This is a genomic window from Micromonospora sp. NPDC049497, from assembly GCF_044465805.1.
Classification (GTDB): domain Bacteria; phylum Actinomycetota; class Actinomycetes; order Mycobacteriales; family Micromonosporaceae; genus Micromonospora.
In genome coordinates this window covers 211,102-225,663 of record NZ_JBITMC010000006.1, presented here as the reverse complement: position 1 = coordinate 225,663, position 14,562 = coordinate 211,102, and the positions used below count along the sequence as shown (strand labels likewise).

The window sequence follows — 14,562 nt, the reverse complement described above, 5'->3', positions numbered from 1 at the left end:
CAACGATCTTGCCCTTGGGTCGACCCACCGACACCGGCCGGTCGGGCATTAGCGGGACAGGTCAGGGCTCCCGCATCCAGGTCTTCGGGTCGGTGACGAAGATGCCCTTGCCCTGATGCCGTCGGATCACGCGCAGCGCTTCCAGTCGGACGTAGACCATCTGAATGGTCGATGAGCTGACCTCGAAGCGGTCAGACATGTCAGCGATCGAGGGCAACTTGTCCCCCGGCTTGACCTTCCCGCTGCGCAGGTCCCCGATGATCTCGTCCGAGATCCGGATGTAGTCCGGTGTCTGTGGCATGGCACTCCTCGCGTGGCACGCCAATTTGATCACGACACGCACTGGCGGGACAACCAAGCGTTGCGGCGCGCAACTTAGGCATATATGTTTGATCGCGAGCCGCTCCTCGCGTGGCAACGAGTTCGGCTCATCCCCCTGGTCGGGGCGGGTGCGCGTGCCCGTCCCGACCCATCGGACTGCTCCGCTGTCGTACCGCTGATCTGAGCTGCGGCGGCGGAGCGGGCGGGTCGCCCGCGGCCGGCATGCGGACGGCCCGCCCTTCCAGACCCACCGCACGGACCTCCCGCGCTCCCGCCTGCCCTCAGAAAGGACCGACGTGGCCCAGGTGTATCGAGGTGGCCAGCTCTACGGGACCGGTCGCCCGGCCCGGCTGACCCCGCACGAGGTGCGGACCCGCGCGTTCGACCCGCGTCGGCGCGGCGTCGACCCCGATCAGGTACGCGAGTTCCAGGCCCGGGTGGCCGACGAGCTGACCGACCTCCACCAGCAGGTACGGACGCTCAGCCAGGAGAACGACCGGATCAAGCGGGCGCTGCGCGACTGGCAGACCCTGCACGCCCGCGAGTGCCGGCCGTCGCAGGAGTACCACACCAACGAGGGCCACTGGTAGCCGTGCGCCCCTCCCCCGGCGACCTGCTGACCATCGACGGTCGGGCCTCGGTGCAGTTCGCCGGGGACCGGGCGCTGACGTTCCGGGTGGTGTCGGTGTGCGACCGGCCGACGTACGCCGGCTGGGTCTGGCTGACCGGCTACGTCATCAACCGGGCCGGCCGGGCCACCGCCAAGCGCGAGGTCTACGTCCAGTTAGCCGGACTCGGTTTCGCGTCCGCGGTCGGCGCGACCACTCATCAGGGCTTGGGATCAAGCGTTGGCAGCCGACCGGTCCTCGGTGATGCGGCTCTTCTGCCCGGCAGGAGTCACGTCCGCCGGACGGTGGCGAGGGGCTGAGTTCAACCGGTGGCCGGATGGATCTGCGCTCCGCTGCCGGAGCCATTACCACCGATCGCAAAGCCGGCGGTCACCGCGTCTGCATCGATGGCCAGCTCCGTCACGGCGTCCTGGCCGGTGCGGGCGTCGAGGATGACCGCATCCGCGGGGTCGCCGACCGAGCCGGTGGTGCCGTACAGGAGGCCGTGGTACGCGGCGCTGATCCCCGGCGCGACACGGCTGCGGCTCTTGGCGGCCCGGACGCCCCCTGTTCCCCGCTGACGGTCTCGCACATCGGAGCTGGGCGATAACCGGTCGCGGTACGCGCCCCGCGCGGCTGCCGGTGTCGGCGCCCCCGCCTTGTTAGCGTGAGCGCGCACCACCGGTGGCACGTCGACGACGTACCACCGCCGTGCACAGTCGGCCGTTCCCCCTCACGAGCCGACCGCCTGACGACCGGGCCGAGTCGAAGCCGCCCGCCTTCCCGCCGCGAGGCGGTGGTGGTCCGCGACGAGGAGGGGGACATGACCGACGCCGCGAAGCCTCCACCGCCGAAGCGTCACCAACTCTGGATCGACCGTAATCGGGCAGCCGCGCGGACGGCACGCGCCGGCGCGGCGACGGCGCTGCGGTTCCTCCGGCGCCATCTGGAGGCCACGGCCCGGAAGGTGCAGGCCGCCCATCCGTCCCCTCCCCCGCCCGAGGAGTTGACCGAACGGCGCGAGGTGAGCGAGCCGATCATCGTGCCCGCGCAGGGCCACGTGTTCACCTTCACCGTGCACGCCGCCTTCACCTGGTCCGCCCGGGGCCTGCGCCCGGACCTCCTGGCCTGGTACGCCCGGTACTTCACGCCCCAGGCGGTGGAGCGTCTGACCCACTTCGTGGCGCAGCGGTCCCGCGCAACCCCGCCGCACCGGGCCGGCGAGTTGGAGGTGGAGGTGCAGCGCCTCCTGCGCACCCAGGATCCGTGGCGGTACGAGCGGGGCGACGTGCTCGTGACGTGCCGGCCCGACGCCTGGGTACGGCTCGACGAGCGGGTCCGCCGAACTCTCCAGCCGTACTGGGAACGGCGGGTCCGGCTGGAGTGCCAGTACGAGGAGTACCTGCGCCGGGCCCGGTACGCCGAGCAGCTCACGCGACGGTGGGCGTCGATCCTGGACGAGGTCGCCGAGTCGCCCGGCGGCGCGGGGTCGGCGACCGTCGACGAGGAGCACCAGCGCGTACGGGAGCACCTGCGGGCCGAGGAGCGGTCCGCTGCTGGGTGGACCGCTGAACTTCTGCGTCAACGTCGCAGTCACCAGGACCTGTTCGAGCCGCTCACCGACGCCGACGTGCTGCCGCGGCAGCCGTCGCCCCGCCCGTCGGACACCTCGGCGACGCCGACCGAGCAGGACTCGCAGCCCGACTGAGCCGACGCGGCGCCTACCCGGATCACCGTCGGCTGGCGAGGATGGCCCGGGTCTCCCGACGTACCTCGTCCGGCTCGTGCACCAGGCGGCGGTGGGCGAAGCGGACCGTGAGGATCCCGGCGGTGGCGAGCAGGGCGTCGCGGCGCAGGTCGATCTCGCGCTGACGCGGGTCGCCGTGGGTCGTCGCGCCGTCGAGTTCGATGTCGACCCGTTCCCGCTCGGCGAACAGGTCCAGGTACATGGTGCGTCGACCGACCCGGACCCGCGCCTGACGGCGGAACGCCGGCATCCCCGGGCCGGTGAAGACACGCTCGTGGCCCCAGATCTCCAACGGGCTGCGGCACCCCTCGGCGAGCCGCGTCAGCAGCGTCCGCAGCTCGGCGCGACCGGTCAGCCTCGGCGCGACGGCCAGTGCGCCGGCCAGGCGCTCGGGGGTGGTCAGCCGATCGTTGACGGCCCGGATCACCGGTGCGCGTCGGTCGGCGGACGCCAGCTGCGGCCACGAGTCGACAAGCGTCCGCTCCAGCCGCGTCACGGGCAGACCACGTCGCTCCACCACGCACGGCGGTTCGAGCAGGAGATTGTGGTACCGGTGTACCAGGACGCCCGGTTGGCTGCGGATGCCGGCCGCCGCGGGGGCGCTCAGGTGCAGCGGAGCACCGGCGGAGCGGCCGAGCAGCCCCCACACCTGGAGCGCGCTCACATGGCTGAGGACGGCACGCCCGTCCGCCCAGGCGAGCGCCGCGCGGTGCGCCGCGTCCGGAGCCAGACGGCCGATCAGTGGTACGCGATCGGTGCTGGGTGGTGGGGCCTCCAGCAGACGCGGATCCACGAACACCTCGGGCAGCACCCGGAGCAGACTGCCGCTCGAGCAGGCCTGTTCGAGTGTCCACTCCGGTAGGACCTGGCAGGCCGTCCTCCGCGTCACCAGTCCCCCCTGCCGATCGACGAGGTCACGCAGCACCGGGTTCACGCCTCGCAGGGTCCCGGCCGCTCCCGTCGTCCCGCCACCACCACGTCGACGCCTGTGGACAGGAAGCGCCCCTGTGGACACCTCCCATAACCGGCGTCGGTCTGCTAGGGCACACCCATCGGTGACGGCTCAGCAGTAAAACTCTCGGCGTGTCGAGTCGCCACAGCGTCACCAATCAAGGAGCACCATGCCCAGCGTCAGCTGGGGACGTCGCGGTGGCGGAAGCCGGCGAGGCCGGCGGCCAGCAGGAGCGCCGCCACCCCGGTCAGCGCGACCAGGGGCAGCACCGCCACGTCGACCGCGGGCACCGACGGCACGTGCGTGTACGGCGAGAGGTCCAGCGCGACCTGCGGCAGGTCCAGTACCGCGCCGAGCTGCCCGAGGAGCAGGAACCCGATCAGCGCCGACCAGGACAGCGCCACCGACCAGCGCGGCGCCAGCCCGACCAGCAGGGTCACCACCCCGGCGACCACCAGCAGCGCGGGCAGCCGCAGCAGGGCGGCACCGCCCAGCGAGACGGTCCGGCCCAGCGGGTCGCCGGCCACCACCCCGTAGCCGAGGCCGGTGGCGGCACCGGCGAGCAGCAGCAGGGCGGCCGCGCCGAGGATCGCGCCGAGGACCTGCGTGATCAGCCACCCCACCCGGTCGACCGCGGTGGCGAGGATCGCCTCCAGCAGCCCGTCGGTCTCGTCACCGCGCGTCCGGAGCAGCGCCTGCACGACGTACGCGCCGATGGTCAGCGCGAACAGCCCGAGCATCGCGGCGACGAAGGCGTCGACCAGGTTCGCTCCGCCGCCGAGTTGAGCGATCGCCTCGGCGGCCGCCGGGTTCTCGCCGACCATGTCGTTGACCTCGTCGGCGGCGACGCCCATCGAGAAGCCGAGCACCGCCACCGCGACCGCCCAGCCGAGCAGCGCCCCCCGGTGCAGCCGCCACACCAGGCCGGCCGGGCCGAGCAGCCCGGGTGCCGCCCGCGCCGGGCCACGGCGGGCCGCGAACAGGCCGGCGCCGAGGTCGCGCCGCCCGGCGAGGAGGACGGCGAGCGCGACTCCGGCGGCCAGCAGCGCCACCGGCAACGCGAGGACCCACCAGCGTTCCCCGCCGAAGGCCCGCACCTGGTTGCCCCAGCCGATCGGGGAGAGCCAGGAAGGCCAGGCGCTCTCCACCCGCAGTCCGCCGTCGGTCTGCCGCCCGAGCACGTCCCCGGCGGCGCGCAGCACGAAGGCGACGCCGACTCCTGCGGCGGCCAGGGCGTTGGCGCCCCGGGAGGTGACCGAGAGCTGCGCGGTGACGGCGGCGACGGCGGTGAACGCCACCCCGACGCCGCCGATCGCCAGCGCGGCGGCGACCGACCCGGCGACCGGCAGGCCGGAGGCGACGAAGCCCAGGGCGAGCAGCACGGCGGTCACCACGTTGGCGCCGACGACGACCAGAAGGGCGGCGGCGAGCAGCGCGTACCGGCCGACGACGGCGGCACCGAGCAGCTCGGCACGCCCGGTCTCCTCGTTCTGCCGGGTGTGCCGGACCACGGCGAACGTGCTCAGCAGCGCGACGAGCAGGGCGAGGGTCACGTACGTCTCGGCGATCACCACCGCGCCGAGGTCCGGACCGACGATCGGGCCGTTGAAGGCGCGGGCGACCACGCTGCTGGCGGAGGTCCGGGCGTACCCGAGGCGACTGGAGTCGTCGGGGTAGATGCCGGTGACGCTGGCGGCGAGCGCGAGGCCGAGCAGGGGGGTGCCGAGCACCCACAGCGCCAGACGGATCCGGTCGCGGCGCAGGGCGAGCCGGGCGAGTCGGCCGGTGCCGGCGAGGCCGCTCACCGGGCACCCGCCCCGGCCCGCTGCCCGTTCGCGGACGCGTCGCCGTAGTGCCGCAGGAACAGCTCCTCCAGGGTGGGCGGGGCGCTGGTCAGGGCGGTCACGCCGAACCCGACGAGGTGGGCGAGCAGCGTGTCCAGGTGGGCCGGTTCCACCTCCAGGCTGGTGCGGCCGTCGACGGCCCGGACCTCGTGCACGCCGGGCAGCGCCTCGACGCCGGTGAGCGGTCGGGCGGTCTGCACGGTCACCGTGGTGCGGGCCAGGTGGCGCAGCTCGGTCAGCGTGCCGGACTCGACGGTGCGCCCCTCGCGGATGATGCTCACCCGGTCGCAGAGCGCCTCGACCTCGGCGAGCACGTGGCTGGAGAGCAGCACGGTGGCCCCGGAGTGGGCGAGCTGCCGGACCTCGTCCTGGAAGACCGCCTCCATCAGCGGATCCAGGCCGGAGGTGGGCTCGTCCAGCACGTACAGCTCGACGGGGGTGGCGAGGGCCGCGACGATGGCCACCTTCTGCCGGTTGCCCTTGGAGTACGCGCGGCACTTCTTGGTCGGGTCCAGCACGAAGCGTTCCAGCAACTCGTCGCGGCGGCGCCGGTCCAGCCCGCCGCGCAGCGCCCCGAACAGGTCGATCGCCTCGCCGCCGGAGAGGTTGGGCCACAGGCTGACGTCGCCCGGCACGTACGCGAGCCGGCGGTGCAGGGCCACCGCGTCCCGCCACGGGTCGGCGTCGAGCACCCGCACCTCACCGGCGTCGCGGCGCAGCAGGCCGAGCAGGACCCGGATGGTGGTGGACTTCCCGGCGCCGTTGGGCCCGAGGAAGCCGTGCACCTCCCCCGCCTCGACCCGCAGGTCGAGCCCGTCGAGGGCACGCACCGCGCCGAAGGTCTTGACCAGGTGCTCGATCGAGATGACGGGCATGACGCCTCCTGCCGATGCGGTGCCGACACCCCTCACTGTACTGACCGATGGTCAGGACGCTCTACCCTGGTCGCCATGACCGGCGAACCTGGCGACGACACCCGCAGCCGCATCCTGCGCGCCGCCCTCGACCTCTTCGCCGGGCACGGCTACCAGCGCACCTCGCTGCGCCAGATCGGCGAGCGGCTGCGGCTGACCAAGGCGGCGATCCTCTACCACTTCCCCACCAAGGAGCACCTGCTCACCGCACTGGTCGAGCCGCTGCTCGCCGACCTGGAGAAGCTGCTGGACGCCGCCGAGACGCTGCCACCGGAACGGGCCCGCCGGACGCTGGTCGAGGGCTGGGTGGACACCATGCTCGCGCACCGCCGGCCGCTGGGCATGCTGTACCACGACCTCGCGCTGGTGACCCGGGGCGACACGTACCACCGGTTGATGTGGGTGGCGATGCGCGCCAACGAGATCGCCGCCGGCCCGGACGCCGGGCTCCGCGAGCGGGTCCGCGCCGTCCAGGCGATCGCGATGTGCAGCGACCCGATCGTGTTCTTCCTCGACGTACCCGACGAGGTGCTGCGGGCGCACATGCTCGACGGCGTACGCCGGCTGTGGGCCGGGCCGGACGCCGCGGCGGAACCGGCCGGCGAGGGCGCGCCCGGCGCGGAGCCGACGCCCGGCCCCCCGGCGACGGCCCGGCGGCGCCCGGGGCGGCCCCGCGCGATGAGCCCGGAGCAGGTCGGGCTCGCCCGGCGGCTGCACGCGGCGGGCACGCACTCGGTCGACGAGATCGCCGCCCGCCTGGGCGTCTCCCGGGCCACGGTCTACCGGCACCTGGACCGCGACGCCGTCGAATAGTGCGACAGATATCGCGACAGTTCTGAGACGACGACCCGTGTTTGCCCGTGACGACCACGGGTACCCGCGCGGCCCGTCCGGTTGACGGGACCGGACCCCCACGCGGACGGTCCGCGACGAGGACCGACGTGCGACGGGAGTGGTGACGGTGAGGCCGTGCTGCGCAAGGCCCGGTGACCGCTGAGGATGTGCGGCATCAGCGGTGAGGCGAGGTTCGACGGTACGACCCCCGACGCCGACGCGGTGACCCGGATGACCGAGGCGATGCGGTCCCGGGGGCCGGACGGCGAGGGGCTGTGGAGCGACGGCTGGGTCACCCTCGGGCACCGCCGGCTGACCATCATCGACCTCTCCGACGCGGGCGGGCAGCCGATGGTGCGCGAGGACCTCGGGCTGGCGCTGGTCTTCAACGGCTGTGTCTACAACTACCCGGAGCTGCGCGAGGAGCTGCGTGCCGCCGGGCACGTGTTCCACTCCACCAGCGACACCGAGGTGATCCTGGTGGCGTACGCCCAGTGGGGCGAGGACTTCGTCGACCACCTGGTCGGCATGTTCGCCATCGGCCTGGTGGACCGGGCCCGGCGGCGGCTCGTGCTGGCCCGCGACCGGCTCGGCATCAAACCCCTCTACCTCGCCGGGACCCCGACCCGGCTGCGGTTCGCCTCGACGCTTCCCGCGCTGCTGCGCGGCGGGGACGTGGACACCGTCGTCGACCCGGTGGCGCTGCACCACTACCTGTCGTGGCACTCGATCGTGCCGGCGCCCCGCACCATCCTGCGCGGCGTCCGCAAGCTGCCGCCGGCCACCCTCCGGGTCGTCGAGGCCGACGGGCGCAGCCGCGACCGCGTCTACTGGCGGCCCGATTACGTGCGCGACCCCGCCCACGCCGGCTGGGACGCCGGCGACTGGCGAGCCGCGGTGGGCGACGCGCTGCGCACCGCCGTACGGCGGCGGCTGGTCTCCGACGTGCCGGTCGGCGTGCTGCTCTCCGGCGGACTCGACTCCAGCATGATCGTGGCGCTGCTCGCCGAGGCCGGGCAGGAGCACCTGCGGACGTTCAGCATCGGCTTCGACAGCCGGGGCGGAGAGACCGGCGACGAGTTCCACTACTCCGACCTCGTCGCCCGCGCGTACGACACCGACCACCAGCGCATCCAGCTCGCCGACGACGACCTGGTGCCCGCCGTCCGCCGGACCGTCCACGCCATGACCGAGCCGATGGGCAGCCACGACGTAGTCGCCTTCCACCTGCTCTCCGAGCAGGTCGCGCGGCACGTGAAGGTGGCGCAGTCCGGGCAGGGCGCGGACGAGGTGTTCGCCGGGTACGGCTATCACCAGCCGCTGGCCGGCATCCCCCGCGACGAGGCGGCGCAGGTGTTCACGTCGGCGTTCTTCGACCGCGACCACGCCGAGCTGAGCCGGGTCGTCGGTCCCGCGTACGCCGCCGACGCCGACGCCAGCCGCGAGCTGGTCGTCGCGGACCTGGCCGCGCCCGGCGCGGACACCGCCCTGGACGCGGTGCTGCGCCTGGACACGCACCTGATGCTCCCCGACGACCCGGTCAAACGGGTGGACAGCATGAGCATGGCGTGGGGGCTGGAGGTCCGCACCCCGTTCCTGGACCAGGACCTCGTCGCGCTCGCCGCCGCCTGCCCACCGGAGCACAAGGTCGCGCGGGGCGGCAAGGGCGTGCTGAAGGAGGTGGCCCGGGAGGTGCTGCCCGCCGAGGTCATCGACCGGCCGAAGGGCTACTTCCCGGTGCCGGCGCTGCGCAACGTGGACGGGCCGGTCCGCGACCTGGTCATCGAGGCACTGCGGGCGCCGGCCGCGCGGGAGCGCGGGCTGTTCCGGGAGGCGTACGTCGAGGAACTGCTCGCCGCGCCCGACCGGGCGCAGGCGGCCGCGGGCAGCAACAAGCTGTGGCAGCTCGGCCTGCTGGAACTCTGGCTCCAGTCGCACGGCGTCCGCTGACGCGTCACACCACCCGGGTCTGGGCGGCGAGGTGGTCGAGGACCGCGCGGACGTCGCCGGCCGTACGGGCCATGATCCGGCGCTGTCGCGTCGCGCCGTTGCCCTCGGCGTGGATCCGGGCGAGCTGAGCCCGCACGTACGCCAGGTCGCCGTGGCGCACCAGGGCCGGCGTGACCGTGGTGAACAGCTCGTCGACGAGGGTCCAGGCCGGCTTCGCGCCACCGGATCGCAGGTCGATCAGGTCACCGTCGAGCCCGTCGTGGGCGGCCCGCCAGTGCGCGGCGGACACCAGACAGTCCCGGATCCGGGGAGCCGTCATCCCGTCCCGGACCTGGTCGGCCATCGTCGCCACCAGCGCCCGCACCAGACCGGCGACCAGCACGGTGTCGTCCACCGTCGGGCACACGTCGCCGACCCGGACCTCCACCGTCGGGTACGCGGCCGACGGCCGGGCGTACCAGTAGACCATCGCGGCGTCGAGCATGATGCCGGCGGCGATGAGGTCGGAGACCGTGTCGTCGTAGTCCGCCACGGACTCGAAGTGCGGGGTCGGCCCGATGCTCGGCCAGCGCTCCAGCTGCATCGAGCGCCAGCTGGCGTGGCCGGTGTCCCGCCCGTCGTGCAGCGGCGAGTTCGCGGTGATCGCCTGCACCACCGGCAGCCACGGGCGCAGGTGGTTGGACACCTGCACGGCCAGTTCGCGGTCCGGCAGACCGACGTGCACGTGGCACCCGCACACCGCCGGGTCGTGCGCGACCGGCCCGAACCGGCGCGACATCGCGTGGTAGCGCGGTTCGTCCGGAACACTCCGGTGCCGCTCGTGCACCGGCGTCGCCCCCACCGCGACGAGCCGGGCCCCCGCCGCCTCCGCCGCCTCCGCCGCCGACCGGCGCAGCCCCACCAGGTGCTCCCGCACCTCGCCCAGGTCGCACGACACGGGGGTGACCATCTCGACCATGCTGTGCCGGAACTCCTGCCGGCTCTGGTCGCGGGCGGACCCGGACAGGGCGTCGAGGATTCGGTCGGCGACGGCCATGCTCTCCCCGGTGTCCGGATCGAGCAGCAGGTACTCCTCCTCCACCCCGAGCGTGAGCAGGTCCAGGTCGGGCACGGCGGGGGCCACGGTCGGACGGTCGGTCATGGGGTGTCGCGTCCGTTCGTCGGGCGGCGCGCCGGGCGCCGCAGTGCCGGGCAAGTCGGGTTCCCGGCCGTCCGCCCGCACAAACCGCCGCCGTCCGCCGCCGGCTCTTCCGGCGTACGCGGTGTGTCCGTTCGCTTTGATCGACTCGGGCGCTGTGAAGTCGCGGTGTCCGGGTGGGGTCGATGGCCCGGTTTCAGTGATGTCGAGTGGATCTCCGCCCGGCCCCCTTGGTCGCGGCATCCGATATCGGGTTGGCTGTCCGGTTTCGGGGTGTGACCGGGGGCATCCCGGCGGCGGAATCGTGGCCGCCCGGGGGTCGTTACACATGGCGGACGATCGAGCAGGACGCGCAGCCCCCAGGCGCGGATCCGTGGCCCCGGAATGACGGCGGGTAGCCGGTCGTTACATCCCCCTGGCACCGCGGACGAGCAACCCCCTGCTCGACGAGCGTGTGCCGATCCCCCGACATCTTCTGAGCGCCGGATGGTGCCTCGCACCCGTGTGCCGATCCCCCTCGGCCCAGGGTGCTGACCCCCGAAGGAGCTTTCCCCATGAACACGATCATGCGTAAGAGCGTTCTCGGTATCGCTGGTATCGCCTTCGCCGGTGGCATCTTCGCCGGCCCCGCTGTTCACGCCGCTCCGGCCGTGGAGTCGACCCCGGTCGCCGTGGTGCAGGCCGACAAGACCGACACCGGCAAGCTGATCCCGCACGGTGTGCAGGGCAAGCAGTCCCGCATCGACCTCACCGACGAGCAGACCACCAACGTCAAGGCGATCATCGCCGCGACGAAGAAGGCCGACATGGACGAGCGCGCCGCCGTGGTGTCGATCGCGACCGCGCTGCAGGAGTCGAAGCTGGAGAACCTGGGTCACCTGGGTGAGCGCAACGACCACGACTCGCAGGGCCTGTTCCAGCAGCGCCCGTCCTCGGGTTGGGGCACCGTCGAGCAGATCACCGACCCCGAGTACTCGACGATGGCGTTCCTGAAGGGCCTCAAGCAGGTCGACGGCTGGAAGGACATGCCGCTGACCAAGGCCGCCCAGACCGTCCAGGTCTCGGCCTACCCCGACCACTACGCCCAGTGGGAACAGCAGGCCGCCGACCTCGTCACCGAGCACTGGAACAGCTGACCACCACAGACCTTCCTCCAAGGGGGAAACAAGCCGCTGGCCGGCACCCGAACACGGGTGCCGGCCAGCGGCGTCTAGCGGGCGTCCCCGAAAGGCAGGCCCTGGCGGATCGCGCTCGCGCGGGCGGCCAGGTGCTCGCGTTCGGCGGCGTTGTCGGTGCGGTCGGCGGCCGCCCGGTACGCCGACAGGGCCTCCTCGACGCGGCCCAGCCGCCGGAGCAGGTCGGCACGGACGGCGTGGAACACGTGGTAGGAGTCCAGCGCCAGACCGTCCACCACGGCCAGCGCCGCCGCCGGACCGGCGACCTCGGCCAGTGCCACGGCCCGGTGCAGCGCCACCACCGGCCCGGGAGTGACGGCGGTGAGCTGGTCGTACAGCGTCAGGATCTGACCCCAGTCGGTGTCGGCGGCGCGCGGTGCGGCGCTGTGCACGGCGGCGATGGCGGCCTGGATCTGGTACGGGCCGGGCCGGTCGCGGCGCAGGCAGCGGCGCACAAGGGCCTGCCCCTCGGCGACGAGGCCGGCGTCCCAGCGGCTGCGGTCCTGCTCGCCGAGCGGCACCAGCCGCCCGTCGGCGGTGGTGCGCGCGGGACGGCGGGACTCGGTGAGCAGCATCAACGCGAGCAGACCCGAGGCTTCCGGCTCGTCCGGCATCAGCTCCACGAGCAGCCGGCCCAGCCGGACCGCCTCGGCGCACAGGTCCTCGCGGACCAGCCGGGACCCCGAGGTCGCGGTGTGCCCCTCGGTGAAGATCAGGTAGACGACGGCGAGCACGCCGTGCAGCCGGTCGGGCAGGTCGGCGTCGCGCGGCACCCGGTACGGGATGCCGGCGTCGCGGATCTTCGCCTTGGCCCGGACGATCCGCTGCGCCATGGTCGCCTCGGGCACCAGGAAGGCGCGGGCGATCTCGGCGGTACCGAGGCCACCGAGCAGGCGCAGGGTGAGCGCAACCCGGGCGGCGGGACCCAGCGCCGGGTGACAGCAGGTGAAGATCAGGCGAAGCCGGTCGTCGCGCACGGGGCCCTCCTCGGCCGGTTCGTCGGGGGCGTGCAGCAGGGACGCCTCGGCGTGCCGACGCCCCCGGGACGCCTCCCGGCGCAGCCGGTCGACGGCCCGGTTCCGAGCGGTGGTGATGATCCACCCGGCCGGGGCGGGTGGCACGCCGGTCTCCGGCCAGCGGGCCACCGCCACCGCGAACGCCTCCTGCACGGCCTCCTCGGCGAGGTCGATGTCGCCGAGGAGGCGGACCAGGACGGCGACCGCGCGGCCGTACTCCGCGCGGAACACCGCCTCCACGTCGGGCACGGTCAGTCCTCGGCCCCACCCTGGAAGGGGCGTACCTCGATGGGCAGGGTGGTGGCCACCGCGTACCGCCGGCCCCATTCGAGGGCGGCGTCGAGGTCCGGGGCGCGGAGGATGGTGATGCCGCCGAGGTACTCCTTGCCCTCGGCGAACGGCCCGTCGGTGACCAGCACCTCGTCGCCCTTCGGGCGTAGGACGGTGGCCGTGGATGGGTCGTGCAGGCCCTGACCGAAGACCCAGCACCCGGAGTCCTCCAGTTCCCGCCGGATCTGGCCGAGCTCGCGCATCACCCCGGCCAGGAACTCCGGGTCCGGCTGCCCCGCGCCGACGGGGTGGTGGATGCTGAGCAGGTACTGCCGCATGGCTCCTCCTGGCGTCGCGGCCGGCACGTACGCCGGCCTCTCATCCTCCACACGAACGGCGCCGGCCCGGATCGACACCGCGCCGGGACTTTTTCCACCCGGGCCGGGTAGACGGCCGGGTGCGTACCGACGTGGTGGTGGTCGGCGCCGGGTTCTCCGGGCTGGCCGCGGCGCTGGCCCTGAAGCGGGCCGGTGCCCGCGTCCGCGTGCTGGAGGCCCGGGACCGGGTCGGTGGGCGGGCGCTGACCCGCTGGCTGCCCGACGGGACGCAGGTGGACCTGGGCGCGCAGTGGATCGGCCCGACCCAGGACCGGGTCGCCGCGCTGGTCGCCCGGTACGGGCTGGCCACCTTCCCGACGGCGGCGCAGGGCATGCCGACGGTGCTGTGGGCCGGCCGCCGGTACACCGAACCTCCCGCACCGACCGACGAGGTGCTCGCGCTGCTCGACGCGTACGCCCAACGGGTCGACCCGGCCGCGCCCTGGACGGCGGCCGAGGCGCCCGACTGGGACCGGCGGACGCTCGCCGCCTGGCTGCGGGAGGCCGCCCCCGACGCGGTGGCCGCCCGGTACCTGGGGCGGCTGCTCGCCGGTGGCCTGCTCGCCGCCGGCCCGGCGGAGATCTCCCTCCTGCAGATGCTGTTCTACCTGCGCAGCGGCGGCGGCAGCGGGATGCTGCTCGGGATGGCCGGCGGGGCGCAGCAGGACCGTGTCGTCGGCGGTCCGGGAGTGCTCGCCGACGCCCTCGCGGCGGCGCTCGGCCCGGACACCGTCCGGCTCGGCGCGCCGGTCGAGGCGATCAGCCAGGACCACGACGGGGTGACCGTCCGCACGAGCGGCGAGACGCTGACCGCCGAGGCTGTCGTGGTCGCGCTCGCGCCGGCACTGGCCGGTCGCATCCGGTACGACCCGCCGCTGCCCGCGCTGCGCGACGGACTGACCCAGCGGATGCCGATGGGATCGGCGGTGAAGGTGCACGCGGTCTACCCGGAGCCGTTCTGGCGGGCCGACGGCCGCTCGGGGGTCTCGACCTGCGCCGAGGGGCCGGTCACCGAGACGGTGGACAACGGCACCCCGGACTCGGCGCGCGGGGTGCTGACCGCGTTCAGCTACGGCGACGAGGCGAACGCCCTGCGGCGGATGTCGCCCGACGCCCGCCGCGGCACCCTGCTCGACGCGCTGGTGGAGATCGTCGGCCCGGACGCGCGGCGTCCCGACGAGGTCGTCGAGTACGACTGGTCGGCCGACGAGTGGACGCGCGGCTGCTTCTGCGGTGCGGTGTCCGTCGGCGCGTGGCGCGCGTACGGGCCGGAGCTGCGCCGGCCGGTCGGGCGGGTGCACTGGGCCGGCACGGAGACCGCCACGCGGTGGGCCGGCTACCTCGACGGGGCGATCGAGGCCGGCGAGCGGGCCGCGGCGGAGATCCTCGCATCATCGGTGGCTTAAATAAGGCCGT

At 73.8% G+C, this 14,562-nt stretch carries 15 protein-coding genes; 7 read left to right on the top strand and 8 right to left on the bottom strand.

Annotated features, from left to right (window positions below; all coding sequences use genetic code 11):
- Nucleotides 1-61 precede the first annotated feature (61 nt).
- A complete protein-coding gene (locus ACIBR0_RS12025; protein ID WP_354972484.1) occupies nt 62-301 on the bottom strand; it encodes a winged helix-turn-helix domain-containing protein in 240 nt (79 codons plus the stop codon).
- Nucleotides 302-617: 316 nt separating this feature from the next.
- On the opposite strand from ACIBR0_RS12025, the gene ACIBR0_RS12020 reads away from it, so the two are divergent.
- Together ACIBR0_RS12020 and ACIBR0_RS12015 are read left to right on the top strand one after the other, a co-directional pair.
- Nucleotides 618-911, top strand: a complete 294-nt coding sequence (locus tag ACIBR0_RS12020) for a DivIVA domain-containing protein (RefSeq protein WP_396714744.1) — start codon at nt 618-620, stop codon at nt 909-911.
- 2 nt (nt 912-913) lie between these two features.
- Nucleotides 914-1,249: a hypothetical protein gene (locus ACIBR0_RS12015; protein WP_396714742.1), complete on the top strand. Its 336-nt coding sequence runs from the start codon at nt 914-916 to the stop codon at nt 1,247-1,249.
- Between the two features lie 2 nt (nt 1,250-1,251).
- Here the strand turns inward: ACIBR0_RS12015 and ACIBR0_RS12010 are convergent, their stop codons facing one another.
- Nucleotides 1,252-1,620: a hypothetical protein gene (locus ACIBR0_RS12010; protein WP_396714740.1), complete on the bottom strand. Its 369-nt coding sequence runs from the start codon at nt 1,618-1,620 to the stop codon at nt 1,252-1,254.
- Between the two features lie 132 nt (nt 1,621-1,752).
- On the opposite strand from ACIBR0_RS12010, the gene ACIBR0_RS12005 reads away from it, so the two are divergent.
- Nucleotides 1,753-2,637, top strand: a complete 885-nt coding sequence (locus ACIBR0_RS12005) for a hypothetical protein (protein WP_396714738.1) — start codon at nt 1,753-1,755, stop codon at nt 2,635-2,637.
- A 22-nt stretch (nt 2,638-2,659) separates the two neighbouring features.
- On the opposite strand, the gene ACIBR0_RS12000 is transcribed toward ACIBR0_RS12005, so the two are convergent.
- The 3 genes from ACIBR0_RS12000 to ACIBR0_RS11990 all read right to left on the bottom strand — a co-directional run bounded on the left by ACIBR0_RS12000 (nt 2,660) and on the right by ACIBR0_RS11990 (nt 6,347).
- Nucleotides 2,660-3,565 (bottom strand): endonuclease domain-containing protein, encoded by a 906-nt coding sequence (locus tag ACIBR0_RS12000; protein ID WP_396714736.1) that lies wholly within the window; start codon nt 3,563-3,565, stop codon nt 2,660-2,662.
- Nucleotides 3,566-3,807: 242 nt separating this feature from the next.
- Nucleotides 3,808-5,433 (bottom strand): ABC transporter permease, encoded by a 1,626-nt coding sequence (locus ACIBR0_RS11995; protein ID WP_396714734.1) that lies wholly within the window; start codon nt 5,431-5,433, stop codon nt 3,808-3,810.
- Nucleotides 5,430-6,347, bottom strand: coding sequence for an ATP-binding cassette domain-containing protein (locus ACIBR0_RS11990; protein ID WP_396714732.1), 918 nt, complete (start codon nt 6,345-6,347; stop codon nt 5,430-5,432). Before ACIBR0_RS11990 ends, ACIBR0_RS11995 begins: the two co-directional genes overlap by 4 nt.
- 75 nt (nt 6,348-6,422) lie before the next feature.
- Between ACIBR0_RS11990 and ACIBR0_RS11985 the strand changes: the two genes are divergently transcribed.
- Nucleotides 6,423-7,199 (top strand): TetR family transcriptional regulator, encoded by a 777-nt coding sequence (locus ACIBR0_RS11985; RefSeq protein WP_396714730.1) that lies wholly within the window; start codon nt 6,423-6,425, stop codon nt 7,197-7,199.
- A 186-nt stretch (nt 7,200-7,385) separates the two neighbouring features.
- Nucleotides 7,386-9,170, top strand: a complete 1,785-nt coding sequence (locus ACIBR0_RS11980) for an N-acetylglutaminylglutamine amidotransferase (protein ID WP_396714728.1) — start codon at nt 7,386-7,388, stop codon at nt 9,168-9,170.
- A 4-nt stretch (nt 9,171-9,174) separates the two neighbouring features.
- Here ACIBR0_RS11980 and ACIBR0_RS11975 read toward each other — a convergent pair whose 3' ends face one another.
- Nucleotides 9,175-10,311 carry a glutamate--cysteine ligase gene (locus ACIBR0_RS11975; RefSeq protein ID WP_396714726.1) on the bottom strand — a complete coding sequence of 379 codons (1,137 nt, stop codon included), beginning with the start codon at nt 10,309-10,311 and terminating at the stop codon, nt 9,175-9,177.
- A 551-nt stretch (nt 10,312-10,862) separates the two neighbouring features.
- Between ACIBR0_RS11975 and ACIBR0_RS11970 the strand changes: the two genes are divergently transcribed.
- A complete protein-coding gene (locus tag ACIBR0_RS11970; RefSeq protein WP_396714724.1) occupies nt 10,863-11,444 on the top strand; it encodes a hypothetical protein in 582 nt (193 codons plus the stop codon).
- 74 nt (nt 11,445-11,518) lie between these two features.
- On the opposite strand, the gene ACIBR0_RS11965 is transcribed toward ACIBR0_RS11970, so the two are convergent.
- On the bottom strand, nt 11,519-12,748 hold the full coding sequence (locus ACIBR0_RS11965) for an RNA polymerase sigma factor (protein WP_396714722.1): 1,230 nt from the start codon (nt 12,746-12,748) through the stop codon (nt 11,519-11,521).
- Between the two features lie 2 nt (nt 12,749-12,750).
- A complete protein-coding gene (locus tag ACIBR0_RS11960) occupies nt 12,751-13,107 on the bottom strand; it encodes a YciI family protein (RefSeq protein WP_396714721.1) in 357 nt (118 codons plus the stop codon).
- Nucleotides 13,108-13,226: 119 nt separating this feature from the next.
- On the opposite strand from ACIBR0_RS11960, the gene ACIBR0_RS11955 reads away from it, so the two are divergent.
- Complete coding sequence (locus ACIBR0_RS11955; RefSeq protein WP_396714719.1) at nt 13,227-14,552, top strand: flavin monoamine oxidase family protein; 1,326 nt, start codon at nt 13,227-13,229, stop codon at nt 14,550-14,552.
- Nucleotides 14,553-14,562: the final 10 nt, after the last annotated feature.